This window comes from Streptomyces sp. NBC_01190 (assembly GCF_045039895.1).
Taxonomy (GTDB): domain Bacteria; phylum Actinomycetota; class Actinomycetes; order Streptomycetales; family Streptomycetaceae; genus Actinacidiphila.
Genome location: NZ_CP108580.1, coordinates 7,588,613 through 7,604,199 on the forward strand (window position 1 = coordinate 7,588,613; position 15,587 = coordinate 7,604,199).

The 15,587-nt window shown below is 72.6% G+C and carries 10 protein-coding genes; 5 read left to right on the plus strand and 5 right to left on the minus strand.

The annotated features are described in order from the left end of the window. The first annotated feature begins 99 nt into the window (after window positions 1-99). Complete coding sequence (locus OG519_RS31820; RefSeq protein WP_405591328.1) at window positions 100-978, plus strand: hypothetical protein; 879 nt, start codon at window positions 100-102, stop codon at window positions 976-978. 31 nt (window positions 979-1,009) lie between these two features. Next, the gene (locus OG519_RS31825; protein ID WP_405591331.1) at window positions 1,010-1,318 is read left to right on the plus strand and encodes a hypothetical protein; all 309 of its coding nucleotides are present in this window, start codon (window positions 1,010-1,012) and stop codon (window positions 1,316-1,318) included. 91 nt (window positions 1,319-1,409) lie between these two features. On the opposite strand, the gene OG519_RS31830 is transcribed toward OG519_RS31825, so the two are convergent. Together OG519_RS31830 and OG519_RS31835 are read right to left on the minus strand one after the other, a co-directional pair. Continuing rightward, window positions 1,410-6,134, minus strand: a complete 4,725-nt coding sequence (locus OG519_RS31830; protein ID WP_405591333.1) for an FtsK/SpoIIIE domain-containing protein — start codon at window positions 6,132-6,134, stop codon at window positions 1,410-1,412. Then, window positions 6,131-7,648 carry a hypothetical protein gene (locus OG519_RS31835; protein ID WP_405591336.1) on the minus strand — a complete coding sequence of 506 codons (1,518 nt, stop codon included), beginning with the start codon at window positions 7,646-7,648 and terminating at the stop codon, window positions 6,131-6,133. Before OG519_RS31835 ends, OG519_RS31830 begins: the two co-directional genes overlap by 4 nt. A gap of 367 nt (window positions 7,649-8,015) precedes the next feature. Between OG519_RS31835 and OG519_RS31840 the strand changes: the two genes are divergently transcribed. Further along, window positions 8,016-8,663, plus strand: coding sequence for a TMEM175 family protein (locus tag OG519_RS31840; protein WP_405591338.1), 648 nt, complete (start codon window positions 8,016-8,018; stop codon window positions 8,661-8,663). Between the two features lie 97 nt (window positions 8,664-8,760). Continuing rightward, complete coding sequence (locus OG519_RS31845; RefSeq protein ID WP_405591341.1) at window positions 8,761-9,519, plus strand: SDR family oxidoreductase; 759 nt, start codon at window positions 8,761-8,763, stop codon at window positions 9,517-9,519. A 122-nt stretch (window positions 9,520-9,641) separates the two neighbouring features. Here the strand turns inward: OG519_RS31845 and OG519_RS31850 are convergent, their stop codons facing one another. The 3 genes from OG519_RS31850 to OG519_RS31860 form a co-directional block, all read right to left on the minus strand. Further along, window positions 9,642-10,007, minus strand: coding sequence for a chaplin (locus tag OG519_RS31850; RefSeq protein ID WP_405591344.1), 366 nt, complete (start codon window positions 10,005-10,007; stop codon window positions 9,642-9,644). Between the two features lie 293 nt (window positions 10,008-10,300). After that, window positions 10,301-12,283, minus strand: coding sequence for a phosphocholine-specific phospholipase C (locus tag OG519_RS31855; RefSeq protein WP_405591347.1), 1,983 nt, complete (start codon window positions 12,281-12,283; stop codon window positions 10,301-10,303). Between the two features lie 31 nt (window positions 12,284-12,314). Further along, window positions 12,315-14,084 carry a hypothetical protein gene (locus OG519_RS31860; RefSeq protein WP_405591349.1) on the minus strand — a complete coding sequence of 590 codons (1,770 nt, stop codon included), beginning with the start codon at window positions 14,082-14,084 and terminating at the stop codon, window positions 12,315-12,317. 327 nt (window positions 14,085-14,411) lie between these two features. Here OG519_RS31860 and OG519_RS31865 point away from each other — a divergent pair, with 327 nt between their 5' ends. Then, a complete protein-coding gene (locus OG519_RS31865) occupies window positions 14,412-15,497 on the plus strand; it encodes a PP2C family protein-serine/threonine phosphatase (RefSeq protein ID WP_405591352.1) in 1,086 nt (361 codons plus the stop codon). Window positions 15,498-15,587 lie beyond the last annotated feature (90 nt).

Sequence of the window (15,587 nt, forward strand, 5' to 3'; positions counted from 1 at the left end):
CATGACACGCGTCACGGCGCCCGGGTCGGTTGAACGCCCGGACGCCTTGGTACGTGTACCGGGTTGTGAGCCGTACGCCAGGGAGTGGAGGATCGCGGCGTGCCTGACATAGTCATCGACTACGAGCTCTTGAACCAACTGGGCAAGGACACCGAAACCCTCAAACACAAGATTTCGGACGCCCGTACGGCGAACCACTACTATCCGCCCAACGAGGTCGGCGCGGACGCCTCCATCTCCATCGACTGGTACTACCAGGCGTGGGGCGGGGCCTTCAAACACGCCTGGGACCTGCTGGAATCGCTGAGCAGCACCTATACGAGCGTCGCCCAGCAGTGGTTCGACCAGGACGCGGGGTATGCCGCGACCGGCAATGAACAAGCCGCCGGATTCACCCACAGCATGTGGGAGATGAAGAAGTCGGCGTACGACAACTGGAACAAGCTGTCGCACACGTTCGTGACAATCCACGGATTCGACGACAACGGCAATCCCTATGAGAAACAAGTGCCGTTGGCCGACCCGAACAAACCCCCGGACGCGCCGGGCACGGAGCCGGCCGGCTACCAGTACACCGCGCCGGACGGCAGCCAGCACAACACGACGTCGGTCTACGACGCTAACGGCAACCTGACCTCGAACGACACCACCGTCACCGACGGCAGCGGCGGCCTCCAGTACCACGAGCACACCAGCTTCGGCGACAACGGAAGCTACACCTCCTCGGTCAACCACCCGGACGGCAGCAGCACCGTCGAGACGGTGACCGGCAACGCCGACGGCACCGGTACGAAGACCGACGTCTCCACCGGCGCCGACGGCAAGACCACCACCACGACGTACACCGGGACGGGCGTCAACGGCCCCAACCCGACGTGGACCGACACCACCCCGCACCACGACGACTCCGACCACGGTGGCGGTGGCGGTGGTGGCGGTGGCGGTGGTGGCGGTGGCGGCCACGATTTCTACAAATGACCCCAGCCTTTCGACACGTTAAGGAAAACCCATGCCCAACGCGAATGTGCAGCTCGAATACTCGCAGATCGACACCGTCTCCTCGCAGTTGAACAATGCGGTGAGCAACATCAATCCGCAGCTTCTGACACTGAAGAACTCGGTGGACAACCTGCTGAGCGACGGCCTGTTCCTCCAGCAGACCAGCCCCGCCATGCAGCACGCCTACGAGCAGTTCACCACCCAGCTCCAGCAGATCGTCACCAAGATCGGTGACTTCGCGAAGCAGTTCACCGACATCAAGACGCAGATCAACGACATGGACACCACCATGGCGAACCAGATCAACCAGAGCAGCTGAGCCTCGGCAGCCACGACGGAGGGTGCCGCGCATGTCGCGGCACCCTCCGTCGTCTGCCCGGGCTGACCGGGCTGCCCGGGCCGGCCCGGGTTCAGCCCGCGTCGCGGGCCGGCACGGTCTCCGGTACGAGCACGGTGAGCAGGCTGCCCGACGCGTCGGTGGTGTAGCCGCGCCCCGGCACCCGGTTGACCCGGATCACGTTGTGCGGCAGCCGCAGCCCCAGGATGTCGCCCTCGCCGATGCTCTGCGGGGAGAGCAACAGCCCCTTGCGGGACCGCCGTACCTGGCCGAGCCAACTGCTCAGCGGCGAGACCAGCGCCTCGGCCGGCCCGGCGCAGACCAGCCCGAGGGACCGGTCACGGCCCGAAGTGGCGATGTCCCGCAGCATGGTGTCGGCCGGCGTCATCGCCAGCAGGTCGGCGTCGTCCACCAGGATCACCGCCGGGCCGCCGCCGACCTGCTCGAGCGCGGCCGTCAGGTCCTGCTCGGTCGGGCTGAGCGAGGTGATGACGGCCGCGCCCGCGCGCCCGTGCAGCGCGCGCAGCGGCGACTCCCGCGGCGTGAGGGCCACCACGCCCGTACGGCCGCGCAGCAGCGACACCGCCAGCGAGGCGAGTGCGGTGCTGCGGCCGGATCCGGGCGGTCCCGCGATGACGTAGGTCGAGGCGATCCCGGAGAAGTCCGCCCAGACCGGGGACACATCGTCGCCGCCGAGACCCACCAGGCCCCGCAGCGGCAGCCGTTCACCCGCGCCGGTGCGGGCGTAGGCGTCCTTGAAGGAGATCGCCGTCGGCAGGCTCTCGATCCGGAAGGGGCGCAGTGCCTCCGGCACGCCCTGGTCGCGGCGGGCCGCCTCGGCCCCGATCCGGCGCAGCGCCTCGGCCTGCTCCTGGCCGCTGGGGCCGGCCGGCAACACCGCGACCTGCAACTCGGTGCCGCCGTCGGTACGGAAGCCGCGGCCCGGGGCGACCGAGGACGGGATGCGCTGGCGCTCGATGCCGTGCATCACGTAGTCGCCGGCGTCGTTCATCCGCAGCAGCAGCCGGTTGTCGTTCAGAGCCGCGATCCGGCCGCCCATCAGGGCCCGTTCGGACGAGGCGATGACATGGATGCCGGCCGCCGCGCCCTCCCGGAGCAACATCGCGACCTGTGCGACCATCCGCCCGTCCTCGATGTCGACGACCAGCGCGTTGAGGGTGTCCCAGCCGTCGATGAGCAGCACGATGTGCGCGGGCCGCTGACCGGCCGGCAGCACCCCGCGCAGCTCGGTCAGGGTGCCCGCCGAATGCGTCGCCAACAGCTCCTGGCGGCGCACCAGTTCGGCGGTGAGCCGGTTGAGTGTCCGGCTGAGCCGCTCGATGTCGGAGCGGGGCACCACCGCGCCGGTGTGCGGCAGCGCGGACAGCGCGGTGAGCGCGCCGCCGGCCGCGTCCACGGCGTAGAAGTGCACATCGGCGCAGGAGTTGGCGCGGGCCAGCGCCGACGCGATCGTGCGCAGCGCCTGGGACCGGCCGGAGCGCGGCATCCCCAGCACGTAGAGATGCCCGAACTCGTCGAGATCCATCAGCACCGGCGGCTGCGCCTGGAGCCCGGGCAGGTCCTCGCGGGCCCACGCGGCCGGCACCAGCCGCCCGTCGCCGGTCGGCGGCGCGGGCTCCGGCAGGTCGTCCAGGTCGAGGGCGAGCGGCAGCGGCGGCAGCCACGGGCTGGGCTGCGGTTCGTGCCCGGCCAGCCGCGCGGCGTCCAGGATCGCGTCCACCAGGGCCATCAGATCGGTCGGCCCCTCGTCGTCGATCAGGTCGGGGAAGTCGTCCTCGTCGTCCTGCGGAGCCTGCACCGGGCGGCCGAGCCGCTGCCAGGGCAGCGGGGTGGTCCACAGCGTCGACTCGTTGTCGAACACCTCGGTGGGCTCGGCGGCCCCGGCGTCTTCGACCGCCCCGATGGCGGCCGTGAGGGTGCCCGCCGCACCGCCGCCCGCCTCGTCGTCGGCGCCGTGACGGCCCTGGCCGCCCGCGCCGGTCGCGGTCTGCTCCGCCCGCGGGCGCGGCGCGCCCACGAAGGCGGTCTGGAAACTCATCGCCGAGCGGTGCCCGAGCCGGACCAGTGCGCGGCCCGGGGTGCTGGAGGAGATGGACGCCGCGTCGGGCACGTCCAGGACGTCGGTGCTGTCGGTCACGTCGGTGACGCGCAGCGAGATCCGCAGATTGGTGTTGGCGCGGATGTCGTTGGTGACCACACCCGCGGGACGCTGGGTGGCGAGCACCATGTGCAGGCCGAGCGAACGGCCCCGCTGCGCGATACCGACCAGTCCCGGGATGAAGTCGGGGATCTCCCGTGCCAGGGTGGCGAATTCGTCGATCACCAGGAGCAGCCGCGGCATGGGCGGCAGCTTCGGGTCCCGCCGCCGCAGCGCCCGGTACTCCGGGTGGTCCTTGGCGCCCGCCAGGGCCAGCATGTGCTCGCGGCGGATGAGTTCGGCGGTCAGCGACGCCAGCGCCCGCTGGACCAGGTGGCTGTCCAGGTCGGTGACCATGCCGAGGGTGTGCGGCAGCCGCACGCAGTCCTTGAACGCGCTGCCGCCCTTGTAGTCGACCAGGACGAAGGTCAGTTCGTCGGGGCGGTTCACCGCGGCCAGTGACGCCACGAAGGTCTGGAGGAACTCGGACTTGCCGGAGCCGGTGGTGCCCGCGATCAGCGCGTGCGGACCGTCCTTGACCAGGTCGAGCGAGGTGGGCCGGTCGAAGCCCTGACCGACCAGGGCGGTGGTGGAGGCCGGACGCCGGTTCCAGCGCTCGGCGACCACCTCACCGGCCGGCGGTTCCAGGTCGAGGAGATCCAGCAGCGAGACCCGGTCCGGCAGCCCGCCCGTCGCGTCGGGAGTGACGTCGTGCACCGGGGCGATCCCCCGGGCCAGCCGCTCCGCCCACGCGGCCGTCACGTAGTCGGGCCGGATGCCCGGCACATCGGGCAGCCCCGTACGGCGCAGCGTGAGGGTGTCCTTGGCGATCGACACCACGGCGCTCGCCTCCTCCGGGAGCATCCGCTCCTCCCGGTCGACGCACAGCAGGTAAATGCCGCGCGCCGGGCCCTCCTTGAGCACCTGGACCATGCCCGGCACATCGCGCAGCTCCCGGGCGCCGTCGAGCACGACCAGCAGGTCCGGCTCGCTGAGCAGCGCGCCGCGCAGCGTCGCCTGCTGCGCCAGGGTGCGGTTGCGGATCACGTTGATGAGTTCGGTGACCCGGTTGGCCACCGTCTCCGGGTCGTTGCCGAGCAGGATGACCGGGGCGTTCTCCTGCGAGGAGGAGAGGCCGGACCTGGCGTGCGGCAGCCAGCGGGCCCACTCCCACGACTCGGCGGCGCCACGGTCGGTGAGCACGCAGATCTTCAGGTCGCGCGGGCTGTGCAGCACGGCCGCCTGGGCCACCGCCCAGCGGGCCAGCGCCCTGGCGGGCTCCTCCGCGCCGGCGATGCCGACCACCTGGCTGCCGGCGAGGTCCATACCGATCGGCATGTCCGGGATCTGCCAGAAGGCGGTGCGGTGGTTGTCCTCGCGGGAGCCGTCGTCCAGTTGCAGCAGCGACTGCTGCTTGGTGGTGCCGATCCGCAGGATGAGGCTGTCGGGGTCGCTGCGGCGCCGCTCCCACAGCCGGGTGCCCGGCCCGACGGCCATCAGGCCGACGACCGCCGGATCGGGGGAGGTCGCGATCCGCACCCGGCGCTCGGCGTCGACCTTGGCCCGCACGTCGCTCTCCAGCGACTTCCGGCGCAGCCGGTAGTTGGCGAGCGCCTGGTGGAACTCCTTGCGGCCGCCGCGCCGCCCGCTGATCCAGTTGCCGAAGCCCATGATCGGGCTGAGCAGCATGAACACCAGGAAGAAGTAGGAGTGGAAGAAGAAGACCATGCCGAAGCCGAGGAACATCGGCGCGATCATCACCAGGAACGGGATGGGCCGGCGCTTCGGCGGCTCCGGCGGACCGGGCAGCCGGAAGGTCTCCGGCTGGAGCGGCGGCAGCAGCCGCGGCGGCCGGTTGAAGTCCAGGCCCGCCTCCTTGGCGGACGGCACCACGGCGGCGTCCGCCTGAGTGGGCCTTGCCACCCGCAGCAAGTGCTCGCCCAGGACGAGTTCACCGTCCAGCGGCCACAGCGTCCAGCCGCGCGGCAGCTCCGGATCCTCGGCCGGCTGCTCGGCGGGGTCCGGCACCGGCTCCGGCGGCAGCGCCACCACGTCGGCGCGCGGCCGGGGCGGCGGCGCCTCGGGCAGGGAAAGCCGCACCTGCGTGTCGTCGTCGGGGAGCACGGTGATGACATGGCCGTCCGGCCGGACCGTCAGCCGCAGCCCCGCCTCGGGCACGCCGTCGCCCGTCAGGTGGACCGAGCAGCCTTCCACCGGGCCCAGCAGGTGCGTTCCCATGCCGAGCAGATGCACCCGGCCCGCCTGCGGACCGCCGATCACCTGCACCTCGACGACGGGCGCCGAGTCCGGCCTCCTGGGGGTCGGCATCTCGTGCCGCTCAGGGCCGTAGAGCGTGCCGGCCCGGGGCGCCGGCTGTCCGATGCCGATGGTGCTGCCGTCACGGATGCCCGCCGACGCCAGGGTGGTGTCGGGGTCGAGCAGCCGGTCGCCGAGGTAGAGCGCGATGTCCCCGGCGGTGTCGGACGCGCCGGGCCCCGTCGGCCCGGCCGGCGCGGTGCCGCGATGGGCGGAGAGCAGTTGGGGGGCGAGTCGCCGTACCGAGGTGCCGGCGGCCGCGTTGACGAGCACGTCGCGGTGCTCGCGCCGATCGCCATCGACGGTGGTGACCAGGAGCTTCACGACCCGTTCGGCCTTTCGTCTTCGGTGGTTGCGTACGAGGCTGCGTCGCGGGTGCCGGTCGCCGAGACACCGGTGATCTCCGGCTCCGCGAACAGTTCACGGATGGCGGGGGCCGGCGGTTCAATCGACGGCTGCGGCGGTACGGCCCGGGGCGGGGCCGCGCGGCGAGCGGCCGGCGCCTTCCGCACCCGGGACGCGCCCGCGGCGCGGGGTGGGGTCGGCGCCGTGGTGGAGCGCGGCGAGGCCGGCGCGGGGGAGCCGGCCGGCTCCGGCTCGGGGGCGGGATCCGCGAAGACGGGGGAAACGGGAGGCACCGGGGACGAGGAGGGCGCGGGGGACCCAGGGGAGGGGGCGGACGGTACGGACGGGGCCGCGGCGGGCCGGGCCGCGGACCCCGAGGCGGGGCCGGCCGGGGACGTACGGCCCGGCGCACCCTTCCCCGCGCCGCTCTTCCTGAGCGCGCCGGCCCTTCTGGCCGTCCTGGCCACCGCGGGGCCCAGCGGCGCGGCGTCCGTCTCGATGCCGAGTCCGGGGGTCTCCGTCCGGCCGCGCGAGTTCACCCGGATCTCCCAGCGGTGGGCGGGCACCGGCCCGACGACCACGGCGCAGAGCAGACCGGCGGTGGCCATCCGGGCCAGCCGGGCCGCCTGCCCGGCGTCGGGCGCGGCGCACACCAGGACCAGCGGCCGGGTCCGTTCCGGCGCGAGGCCCTCCATGGAGGCCAGCAGGGAATCCAGGTCGGGTCCGTCGAAGCGCGGGTGCACACCGCGGGCCACGACGACCTCGGCGCTGCCGCCCGGCAGGTCGAGATAGGCCGCCACCGCCTGCACGAAGGCGCGGCTCGCCCGGCGGTCCCCGTAGGTGCTCAGGATGCCGGGGCCGCGCAGCAGATCGATGAGCACCATGGCCTCGCCGTCCAGCCCGAGCGGCACCAACACACGCGGCTGCGCGGCGCTTTGGGCGCCCTCGTCCGCGTCGGATCGCTGCCCGGCCCGCTCCAGCACCGCCGTGGTGCCGGCGCGCCAGTGCAGCGGGCGGCCGTCGGCCACCCAGGGATCGGCCGCGGCCGGCACGCCGCGGCCCGCCACGCGTACGGTCACGTCGCCGCCGGCCCGGCGGGAGGCGGGCCGGACCGTCGCGGCGAAGCCGAAGGCGTCCGGCGCGGTACGGGTGACGGCCGTGTCGACGTCGTCGAGCGCCCGGTGGGCCACGGTGGCCGGCTCGGCGGTGGCGAGCAGCCGGGTCAGGTGCCGCACGGTCGCCCGGAAGCGCAGGAACTCCCGTACCGGGTCGGAGAACGCGCCGAAGGTGAGCCGGATCTGCCGGCTCAGCCGGCGCCGGGCGTGCCGCCAGCCGCCCTGTCTGCGGACCGCCCAGCGCAACAGCAGCAGAAGCAGCAGCAGGAGTTCGGCGCAGGCGAGGATGAGCGCGTTCGAGCCGGAATTCCACTTGACGGCGACCGTCATATGCGGTTGCGCCACCGGTATCAGCCGGCCCGCCGGATGGATGTGCACGAGAACCTCTCGTTGGTGTGCCGGTCGGAGAAGAGCTGGACGTCATCCGCCACCGGACCGAGCGCCGGTGATTTGGGGTTGACGCGCAGGTGAAGCCCTGGCCGACGGGTCGGACAAGACGGTGAGGAGGTGAGACGCCCCCCAGCGGCCGCGCGGCGCCACCGTCGAGAGCGCGGAGGTGACCGCGGGCCGCGTGTCCTCGCCACCGTTCGAACCGAGTCTAGACGGGAACGATTTCCGCCATCCCGCAGGAGGGTGCCCACCTCGGCGGCGCGCCCTCGTCCGGAGCAATGGCGTGCCCGCGGGGGCCCGCGCGGGGAAGCTCGGGTCACCGGACGGGACGGGGACCGGCGAGCGGCGGGGCGGTGTGACGGAGGACGAGCACTCTCTCGGCCGGCTGACGGCGCTGACCGACGGGGTCTTCGCGATCGCGCTCACCGTGCTCGTCCTGCGGATCCCCGTACCGCGGATCGCCGACCGGACCGCCTCCGGCGAGCTGCGAACGGCGCTGTCCGGACTGGAAGGCCAGTTCATCAGCTACGCGGCCACCTTCGCCATCATCGCGGCCTTCTGGCAGCAGCACCGCAGGCTCTTTCGGCTGACCGGCCGTCATGACGAGTGGGTGGGGCGGCTGAACGCGGTCTTCCTGCTGCTGGTGGCCTTTCTGCCGTTTCCCTCCGCCCTGGTCGGGCGGTACGGGGCCAACGCCACCGCGATCGTCTTCTTCGACCTCTCGGTCATGGCCGTCGCCCTGGCCTTCGTCCTGCTCTGGCAGCGGCTCCACCGGTTCGGCCACTTCGGCGATCGGCTGCCCGCGGCCTACGGCCGGTGGATCCTGCTGCGTACCGTCGGCGTGTTCGTGCTCCTCGCGGTGTCCGCCGCCGTCGCCCCCTTCAGCACCGACGCGGCCTCCTACGTATGGCTCGGCATCATTCCGATGCTCTTCGCCGTGGGCCTGCGCTTCCGTCCCGCGATCCGCCGGGCCGACTCCGCCCAGGACGATCCCGGCGAATGACCCCCCGAACGGCCGCCGCCCGGCGGGCGCTCGGTGGGGGGAGGCGGGAGCATGAGGAGCGGACCACGGACCCGCGACGGACACCCCGGAGGCACGGATGACCGGCACCGCATCGATTCCCGGCACCCACCGACAGGGCGGCCTCGCCGATCAGACCGTCGTGGTGATCGGCGCCAGCTCGGGGATGGGGCTGGAGACCGCCCGCCGGGTGCGCGCCGACGGCGGCCGGCTGGTCATGGTGGGCCGCGACCCCGAACGGCTGGCGCGGGCCGCGCGGGAGCTGGAACCGCTGAGCACGGCGGCGTTCGACGCCAACGACACCGACCGGCTCCAGCGGTTCTTCCAGGAGCTGCCAGGACCGGTCGACCATGTGCTGGTCACCGCGGGCGGCCCGTCCTACGCGCCGCTGGAGAGCTTGGATCTCGCCGAGGTCCGCCGTGACTTCGGCGACCACCTCGCCATGATCCTCGCGGTCGCCGTCTTCAGCCGGGCGAAGACGCGGGCCGGCGGCACCCTGCTCTTCATCGGCGGAACCGGCGGCCGGCGGCCCGCCGTCGGCATGTCCGTCGTCTCCGCCATGACCGCGGCGCTGCCCGCCCTCACCGCCAATCTGGCGCTCGAACTCGCGCCGATCCGGGTGAACCTCATCGCCGCCGGATTCGTCGACACCGCGCTGTCCGCCTCGCTGCTGGGGGACCAGCTCGACGCCCGGCGCGAGGAGCTGCGCGCCACCCTTCCCATCCGCCGCGTCGTCGGGCCGGCCGACGTCGCCGCCCTCGCCGTCCACATCATGGTCAACGACGCGCTCACCGGCGCGACCTACGACATCGACGGCGGCCAGCAGCTCGTCTCCTGACGGCGCCGCGGCCGGCGGCCGCGGTGGCGGCGTCAGGAGACGAGCTGCCGGCCGCCCGAGCCGAGCGGGCTCCGGCAAACCGGGACCGGGGCCACGGTCAGACGGCGCCCGCGGGTGTCGGGCTAGAAGCCGGTGTCGGACCCGCCGTGGTTCCCCCAGGTGTTCGCCATCTCGTCATCACGGGGGGCCTGGTAGCCGCGCCACTCGCGGTGGCCGCTTCTCATCTCGGGCGCGAAGCCGCCCCGGGTGCTGACGTTGGCACACGTGTTGCCGAGAGCCGGGCTGAGCAGGCTGGTCAGGCCGGACGCGTTGCCGCAGGTGTTGGTGGGGATGCCGATCGGGAGCTGGATGACGTTGCCCGACAGCACGCCCGGCGATCCGGCCGCGATGCCCGTCGCGTCGGAGTCGGCGGCGGCGACGCCACCCGCGGTCAGGATGATCCCGCCGGTCAGGAGCGCCAGTACGGCGCCTTTGCACTTCTGGTTCATGATGACTCCACTGCTCGATGATGTCTGCCGACGGCCGGTGAACATCCGGCTGTCGATCCGGTCACCGAGCGTTCGGCACGGGCGTCTCCAGGGATGGGCGACGTTCACGGAAGTCACCCGGACGGCCCGGCCCTTCACGCGGGTGGGGCAACCGGCAGCGGCCTGCGCCGCGTCCGCCGTTCACCCGGGTGGCGCGGTCCGGTCGCCGGGACACCGCGGTCGGTGGTAAGTCGGTGGTAAGCGGAGCCCGGCCGGCGGGGCGGGGCGCGGCGCCCCGCCCCGCCGGCGCCGGGTCACGCCGGGTGCACGGTCCCCGCGTACCGCTGGGCGAACCGGGTGCCGGTACCCGCCGTGACGGTGAAGTCGTACCGTCCCGCGTCGGTGTCCCAGGTCGACCGGGCGCGGCCACCGGCCTTCACCCGGACCGTCCTGGCCTGGCCGGCGAAGTCGTTCGGCGTGATCGTGAAGGCCACCTCGGCGCCGCCGTCGTTGCGCAGGTCCAGCTCGACGGACGCCTTCTCCGGTCGGCCGTCCGCCCGCAGTGTGGCCCGGACCGACGGCACCGCGACGTCGTCCTGCTGCCGGCGCACGACGGTGCCGGAGAAGCGGCGGACGAAGCCGTCGGCGCCGTGCACGCTGAAGTCGTAGCGGCCGTCGGTCGCCGTGGCGTCCCAGACATAGGTGCGCGACGAGCGCGGCGGGACGGTGAACGGCGTCCCCGTGTACGGCAGGGCGACGTTCGGCAGCACGGTGAAGTGGAAGGCCGCCGTGCCGTCGTTGGTCAGCGTGCAGGTGACCTTGCCGGTCGCCCGGTCGACCGTGACATCGGCCCACGGCCGGTACGGCAGCGGGCGGTGCGGCCGCTCGCCCTTCTCCTGCACGGCGACGCTCTGCTCCGCCGGCACCGTGACCGCGGGCAGCGAGGCGCCCGCGTCGGCCTTGGCCATCAGCGCCACCGTGTCCGGCAGGGCGGGAATGGTGTAGTCGGGCCTGGTGAAGTCGAAGCAGGTGGTGAGGTCGCCGCAGACCTGGCGCCGCCAGGCGGAGATGTTGGGCTCGGCGACCCCGGTGACACGTTCCAGGAAGCGCACCACCGAGGTGTGGTCGAACACCTGCGAGTTGACCCAGCCGCCGCGCGACCACGGCGACACGGCCCACAGCGGCACCCGGCTGCCCAGGCCGATGGGCTTGCCGTCGACGAACTCGTCCTTCGTCCCCGGCTCCGGGTACGGCGGGATCACATGGTCGAAGTACCCGTCGTTCTCGTCGTACATCAGCAGGAAGACGGTGTGCTTCCACACGTCGGGGTTGGCGAAGAGCGACGTGAGCGCGGTGTCCACCCAGTGGGCGCCGTAGTCCGGGCTGGCCGCCGGGTGCTCGCAGAACAGGTACGGCGCCACCAGCCAGGAGACGGTCGGCAGCGTGCCGTCCTTGCAGTGCTGGTCGAAGGCGGTCAGATCGAACTTCGTCATGGCGTTGACGTAGCGCGGGTCGTCCGCGGGGAAGGCGTGAAACTGCTTGAAGTACGACAGCGCGTTGTCGTCGTAGTCGCCGTTGCGGTCGTCGGAGCCATCCGGGTTGTGGTAGACGCGCCAGCTCACACCGGCCTTCTCCAGCCGCTCGGCGTACGTCGTCCAGTCCGCCACCGGGTTCTCGGTGACCACGGTGTTGTCGGTGAACGGACCGGTGGTGCCGTCGACTCCGGGTCCCGCGGTGCCGGTCCACAGATAGAGCCGGTTGGGGTCGGTCGGCCCGTTCAGCGAGCAGAAGTAGCCGTCGCAGACGGTGAACGCGTCGGCCAGCGCGTACTGGTAGGGGATGTCCTGGCGGGTGAAGTAGCCCATGGTCCGCTCGCCCTTGGCGGCGACCCACTTGTCCATGGCGCCGCCGTTGACCGCGGTGTGGCCGCTGTCCCACCCGTGGTCCAGGCCGCCGGCGTTCTGCGCGTTGTACCGGGTGGTGTCCATCCGGAAGGGCCGCAGATAGCCCTCGGCGCGGCTGTGGTCGGGCTGCTGGAACACCGAGTCGCCGGTGGGGAGTCGCACCGCCTGCCGGTCGTCGAAGCCGCGGGCGCCGCTCAGGGTGCCGAAGTAGTGGTCGAAGCTGCGGTTCTCCTGCATCAGGATCACCACGTGCTTGACGTCGGCGATGCTGCCGTGCGGGTTGCCGTGGTCGCCGTGGTTCTCGGTGGCGTCGGCGGTGCCGGGGAGCCCGACCGCGACGGCCGCTCCGGCGGCTGCGGTGCCGATGAAGGCGCGGCGGCTGATCTCAGTCATGGGAGTTCGTTCCTTACGGGTGTTCGGGGGGTCAGCCGCGGGAGGACAGGACGAAGGTGACGACGGCGGCGGCGTGGTCGGAGGGCCAGCCGTTGGCGGCGGTGCCCGGGACCGCCCGCGGCCATCCGGTGAACAGGCTGTGCGCCTCGGCCACCTTGAGCTGCCCGGCGAACTGGATCTGGTCGATACGGTCCTGGGGCTCGGCGCCGCCGCCGTCGTGCCGCGGCCGGACCGGCGACCAGGTGACGCCGGGGGCCTTCGCCGGGTTGGGGTTCGCCGCGCGGAACGCGTCGACCAGACGCCCCTGCTCCAGCAGCTCGGTGACCGGCCAGCGGACCCGGCCCACCCCGCCGTGCGCGGACGAGGTCCGGCTGGTCCAGTCGAGGTGGGACGGTGAGGCGAGGCCGGCGCCCAGCAGGACCGGGACATCGGATGCGGCGGCGATGTCCCGCCGCATCGCGGCCACCAGCGCCTGCGCCTGGGCGTAGCGGAGCGTCAGCTTCTCGGCCGCCTCGATCCGCGCGGCGGTCCGGCCGGCCGGCACGCCGTACGGTCCGTAGTCGGCCTCGTCGAGCTGGGCGGTCCACACCCGTACCGCGCGGCCGCCCGGCAGGCGCACCGTCGCGGCGGCGGCCGGCCGGGCGGAGGTGGGCGCGGCCGGGTCGGTGAGCGGGTAGCGGCTGACGATGCCGAGGCCGCCGCCCGCCTGGTACACCTGCCAGCCCAGCGCCTTGGCGAGGTCCTGGGCCCCGGTGGGGCCGCTCTCCTGGAGGGCGACGACATCGAGGCCCTGGGTCAGCACCAGCCGGAGCTGCTTCTCCAGGAATCCGTCGATGTGCGCGCCGGCGTCCCAGAGGTTCACCGTCGCGACCTTGAGCTGGAGCCGGTCCCGGCTCGCCCGCACCGGCACCTGGACGGTGACGGTGTCGCTGCCCACCGCGCTGTCGGTGACCGCGACCACCACCTGTCCGGGCGTCTTCGACCCGGCGGCGGGCGCCTTGCCGCTGACCGTGCCGTCCGCGGCGACCGACAGCCACGGGTCGCCGGCCACCCGCTTGAAGGCGGGAGCGCCGGCCGCGTTGCCCTCCGGCCTGATCCACAGGCCGGCCAGGCCGACGGAGAAGGCGGTGCCCGCGGTCTGCGGCGCGGTGGTCAGCGCGTCCACCACCGCGTGCGGGCGCGGGATCACCGGGCGGGGGGTGAAGCTGAACGGCTGGGTCTGGGCGAGGACGCCGTAGCCGTCCTTGGCGAGCAGATAGCCGGTGTAGGGGCCGCCGGTCAGCCCGGAGGTGTCGATGGTGATGTCACCCGAGGCGGCGGGGGTGTACTCCCAGGCGAGCGCGGAGCCGGTGCCCGGCAGCCGGCTGCCGTCGTAGACACCGACCCAGTTCTTCGGGTCGGGCGCGTCGGTCGTCCAGTGGAAGGTGGCCTGGTCGCCCTCGTACGGGGTGGGGTCGCTGAGGACGAGGGCGTCGCCGGCCGGCTGGCCGGCGAAGCTGAACGGCTGGGTCTGGGCGAGGACGCCGTAGCCGTCCTTGGCGAGCAGGTACGCGGTGAAGGGGCCGCCGGTCAGCCCGGAGGTGTCGAGCGTCAACGCGCCGCCGGCGGTGGTGACGTACGCCCAGACGAGGGCGCTGCCGGTGCCCGGCTCGCGGTCGCCGTCGTAGACGCCGATCCAGTTCTTGGGGTCGGGCGCGTCCGTCGACCAGGTGAACGTCAGCTTGTCGCCCCGCTGGGGGGCGGTGGGCGAGGTGAGCGCGACGGCGCTGCCGGACGCGGCGGAGCTTGAGAGGGGTGACACGGTGTTGGTTCCTCTCCGCCCGGGTGCCGCCGCGGCGACACCCGGGTGAGCCAAGTTGTCTATATAACTTGGCTCCAGCAAGCCGTCCCTCGGAGACCACCCCGTGAACGGCGGATGTCCCCCGCCCACCGCTGCGGAAGAACTCTGGCTCTCAGGGCGCGTTCATCGAACATGGGTTCGATAAACGGGGTCGCCGGGTCGGCGGAAAGGAAATACCCTGACCCAATGGGAAAGGCCAAGGTCGTGCCCCGACGCCTCAAAACCTGGGGAGCCGCGACATTCGGGGTGCGGCGTCAATTCGGGGCCGCGGACGACGGTGCCGTTTTCATGCGCGACGGCCCCCTGGGCGTGGCCGTCGTGCTGCTGGTCGTCATTCTCGTGCTCGGGCTGCTGCTGCGGCCCGACCAGCATCTCGCGTCGCTCCTGGTCGCCCCGCCGACGATCACCGCGGCGGCGTGCGGTATTCGGCTGACCGCCCTGGTGGCCGCGGTCTCCTGCGGCGCGGCGATCCTGCTGGATGTGCTGGACGGCATTTGGTACACCGCCATTCCGGCGATCCATGTGATCGCCATCCTTTTCGTCACCGCCTTTGTCATCGCGCTGCGCGGCGTACGCGAACGCAACCTCAGGGAACTCATCGAGGTCCGCGCGGTCTCCGACGCCGTCCAGCGGGTCCTGCTCCGACCGCTGCCGCGGCGGATGGGTCCGCTGCGGATCGCCTCGGTCTACCACTCCTCCCAGCCCTGGGCGAGGATGGGCGGCGACCTCTACGCCGTGGTCCGTACGCCGACCGGGCTGCGCTTCGTCATCGGTGATGTCCGGGGCAAGGGACTTCCGGCGGTCGACGACGCGGTGAGCCTGCTGGGCGGATTCCGGGAGGCCGCGCCAAGGGCGGCCGATCTGCCGGAACTGGCCGCGTATCTCGAAGAGAGCATGGAGACGCATTTCGCGGACGTCGGCGAAACCGACGACACCGCGGGGGAGCGGTTCGTCACCGCGCTCTTTCTCGAGATCTCCTTCGACATCGGCACCGTGAAGGCCGTGAACTGCGGCCATTACCCGCCCCTGCTGATCGGCCGGACCATGACCGGCTCCACCCATCAGCGCAGTCACTCCCCGCCGCTCGGCCTCAACAGCCGCAACAGCGCCGACTACGTGGTGGACCACTTCCGCCTGGGGGTGGGGGAGACCTTTCTGGTCTATACCGACGGGGTGATCGAGGCGCGGGACCCCGCCGGGAATTTCTTCGACCTCACCGGCCAGGCCGGCCAGTGGGCGGGACAGGGGCCGGAACACCTCATCGGTCACATCCTGGACTCGGTACGCCGCCACACCGGCGGCCCCCTCATGGACGACGTCGCCATGGTGGCCGTCCGGCGCGACGCGATGCCGCCCGCCGCCCCGCCGGCCTGATCCCCCCACGCCCTGCCGTACCTGGGTCGGCCGGAGCCCCCTGCGCGGCCGGCAGGCGCAGTGGGCTGTTCTGGCCGTGACCAGGCGGGC

Coding starts and splice junctions, on each gene's coding strand:
- OG519_RS31825 (WP_405591331.1), top strand. CDS start 1,010: ATGCCCAACGCGAATGTGCAGCTCGAATACTCGCAGATCGACACCGTC.
- OG519_RS31845 (WP_405591341.1), top strand. CDS start 8,761: ATGACCGGCACCGCATCGATTCCCGGCACCCACCGACAGGGCGGCCTC.
- OG519_RS31850 (WP_405591344.1), bottom strand. CDS start 10,007: ATGAACCAGAAGTGCAAAGGCGCCGTACTGGCGCTCCTGACCGGCGGG.
- OG519_RS31855 (WP_405591347.1), bottom strand. CDS start 12,283: ATGACTGAGATCAGCCGCCGCGCCTTCATCGGCACCGCAGCCGCCGGA.
- OG519_RS31865 (WP_405591352.1), top strand. CDS start 14,412: ATGCGCGACGGCCCCCTGGGCGTGGCCGTCGTGCTGCTGGTCGTCATT.